This window comes from Sphingomonas bacterium, from assembly GCF_903643065.1.
Lineage (GTDB): Bacteria > Pseudomonadota > Alphaproteobacteria > Sphingomonadales > Sphingomonadaceae > Sphingomonas.
Genome location: NZ_CAHJWX010000454.1, coordinates 1 through 2,662, shown reverse-complemented (window position 1 = coordinate 2,662; position 2,662 = coordinate 1). Strand labels below are relative to the sequence as shown.

Here is a 2,662-nt window from a genome sequence, read left to right as displayed (position 1 = left end):
GGCGGCGTCGTGCGCGCGGCCCAGGAAGCGCAGCGCCGCATCGTCGAACGATTGCAGCCCCAGCGACACCCGGTTGACCCCCGCCGCCGCCAGATCGGCGAACCGCGCCGCCTCCACCGACGACGGGTTCGCCTCCAGCGTGATCTCGATCCCGGCCGCGAACCCCCAATGCCACGCCGCCGCCCCGAGCAGCGCCGCCACGGTGGCGGGCGGCATCAGCGAGGGCGTGCCGCCGCCGAAGAACACCGAGGTGAGCGCTCGCCCCGGCGTGAGGCTCGCCTCATGCGCGAGGTCGGCGAGCAGCGCGTCGCGCCACGCGTCCTGGTCGACGGCGGCGCGGACATGGCTGTTGAAGTCGCAATACGGGCACCGGCTGACGCAGAACGGCCAGTGGATGTAGAGGGCGAGGGGCAGTGTCACCTCGATCCGATAAGGGAAGCGACGGGCGGCGTCACCGGGCGTGCGATACGGCGAGAGGATGAAATATACGTCATTGACGGCGGCCGAGTGCGCACGTCACCTCGCTGTCGACAGCCAGATTCGCGCGGCATGGGGGCCGCGCGAGACGGGATGGGGGACTACACATGTACTACAAGATCGCGGCTGCCGCCGCTTCGCTTGCGATGACATCGACGCCGGCCGCTGCGGCAGTGAAAGTCTTCAATTTCACTGGTACGTTTCAGAGCCAGAGTGTGACTGGTTATCTAAGCTATGACACCGCCGCGATGCCATCCGGCGGACAAGTCTTTCCTGATGGTTCGACTCAGGAAACCTACACTACGGGTGTCCAGCTTTATCTAAACGGTTATTCGTATGCCAATGTTTATATAAATTACATTCGAGGCCTTTATCCAACTCAGCCATCCGATTACTTTGCGGTAAACGGCTTTGTCCCGGCTGGTGGCGATGCGTTCGGCAACACTGCTGGTAGTGGCGTGACTCTCTCTACTAGGCTGCCATCCGGGACGGCCCGCTCCCTACCTGTCGATTTGTCCGGCCAAGTGTTTACCGGGGGTGCGGGGATAGCATTTGGTAGCGTCACCGTTAGCGCCGAGCCCGCCGTGCCCGAGCCCGCCACCTGGGCGATGATGATCGGTGGCTTCGGGCTGGCCGGTGCGGCTTTGCGGCGACGGCGGACGAGCGTGGCCTTCGCCTGATTTGCTGCGACAAAGCGCCTCCCCGGCGAACGCCGGTGCCCATTCCCAAGCGCCGCACTGGGCCCCGGCGTTTGCCGGGGAGGTTGTTTGGGCCGGGTTGGGTCGGCGTTCAGAACACCGTCGCGACCAGCTTGGCGAAGGCGCGGGCGCGGTGATTGTCGGCGTGCTTCTCGTCCGGGGTCAGCTCGCCATAGGTCCGGTCGCCGCCGTTGGGCAGGAACAGCGGGTCGTAGCCGAAGCCATTGCTGCCGCGCGGTTCGGGGGCGAGCGTGCCGTCCGCGCGGCCCTCGAACCATTCGACATGGCCGTCGGGCCAGGCGAGCGCGAGGACGCAGATGAAGTGGGCGTCGCGGCTTTGATCGCCGACCAGCGCGTTGATCCGCGCCATAGCCGCGCCGAAGTCCTTGTCCGGCGCCCAGCGCGCGGAAAAGATGCCCGGATCGCCCCCCAGCGCGTCGACGCACAGGCCGCTGTCGTCGGCGAGCGCGGGCAGGCCGGAGAGGTCGGCGGCGGCGCGCGCCTTCAGCTCGGCGTTGGCGACGAAGGTCGTCCCCGTCTCCTCCGGCTCGGGCAGGTCGAGCGCGGCGGCGCTGACCGGCTCGACGCCGTACGGGCCCAGCAGCGCGGTGATCTCGCGCACCTTGCCCGCATTGTGGCTGGCGATCACCAGCCGGCCGGGCGAGAGCTTGCGCACCGCCTGCGGGCCGGGCAGCTCCAGGCTCATGCGCCGGAGCCCTGAACCGCCCGCGCCTGCGCCGCGAAGATCTCCGCGCAGCCGATCCGCGCCAGCCGGAGCAGCCGCAGCAGCGCCTCCTCGTCATAGCTCGCGCCCTCGGCGGTCGCCTGCGCCTCGGCGATGTGGCCGTTCTCCAGCAGCACGAAATTGGCATCCGCGTCGGCGGCCGAATCCTCGGGATAGTCGAGGTCGAGCACTGGCTGGCCGGCATGGATGCCGCAGCTGACCGCCGCGACCTTCTGCGCGATCGGGTCGCGCGTCAGCTTGCCCTCGCGCAACAGCCCGTTCACCGCCAGCCGCAGCGCCACCCAGGCGCCGGAGATCGACGCGGTGCGCGTGCCGCCATCGGCCTGGAGCACGTCGCAATCGAGCACGATCTGGCGCTCGCCCAGCAGCTTGGTGTCCGTGACGGCGCGCAGTGAACGGCCGATCAGCCGCTGGATCTCCTGCGTGCGGCCCGACTGCTTGCCCTTGGCCGCCTCGCGCGAGCCGCGCGTGTGCGTGGCGCGGGGCAGCATCCCGTACTCGGCCGTCACCCAGCCCTCGCCCTTGCCGCGCAGGAACGGCGGCACGCGCTCCTCGACGCTGGCGGTGACGAGCACGCGCGTGTCGCCGAAGCCGATCAGCACCGATCCCTCCGCATGGCACGTATAGTGCGGCTCGATCGTGATCGCGCGCATCTGATCGGGGGCGCGGCCGCTGGGGCGCATCGGGATACTCCTGAGGTTCGGGCGCGCCCTAGACGCGGGCGGTCGCGCGCGCCAGCCTC

General features: G+C 69.2%; 4 protein-coding genes. 1 reads left to right on the top strand and 3 read right to left on the bottom strand.

The window, feature by feature from the left end; translation table 11 throughout:
• The coding region (locus tag HUU95_RS13785; protein WP_438827216.1) for a radical SAM protein at positions 1-420 on the bottom strand (420 nt) is incomplete at its 3' end.
• Positions 421-584: 164 nt separating this feature from the next.
• On the opposite strand from HUU95_RS13785, the gene HUU95_RS13780 reads away from it, so the two are divergent.
• Complete coding sequence (locus HUU95_RS13780) at positions 585-1,157, top strand: PEPxxWA-CTERM sorting domain-containing protein (protein ID WP_254602811.1); 573 nt, start codon at positions 585-587, stop codon at positions 1,155-1,157.
• Between the two features lie 109 nt (positions 1,158-1,266).
• Here the strand turns inward: HUU95_RS13780 and rdgB are convergent, their stop codons facing one another.
• Together rdgB and rph are read right to left on the bottom strand one after the other, a co-directional pair.
• Positions 1,267-1,881: an RdgB/HAM1 family non-canonical purine NTP pyrophosphatase gene (gene rdgB, locus HUU95_RS13775; protein WP_174280626.1), complete on the bottom strand. Its 615-nt coding sequence runs from the start codon at positions 1,879-1,881 to the stop codon at positions 1,267-1,269.
• Entirely contained in the window at positions 1,878-2,603 is a 726-nt protein-coding gene (gene rph, locus HUU95_RS13770) for a ribonuclease PH (RefSeq protein ID WP_174280625.1), read from the bottom strand. Before rph ends, rdgB begins: the two co-directional genes overlap by 4 nt.
• Positions 2,604-2,662 lie beyond the last annotated feature (59 nt).

Bases quoted from the DNA above. Each gene is read 5' to 3' on its own strand.
- HUU95_RS13780 (WP_254602811.1), top strand. From the start codon at position 585: ATGTACTACAAGATCGCGGCTGCCGCCGCTTCGCTTGCGATGACATCG.
- rdgB (WP_174280626.1), bottom strand. From the start codon at position 1,881: ATGAGCCTGGAGCTGCCCGGCCCGCAGGCGGTGCGCAAGCTCTCGCCC.
- rph (WP_174280625.1), bottom strand. From the start codon at position 2,603: ATGCGCCCCAGCGGCCGCGCCCCCGATCAGATGCGCGCGATCACGATC.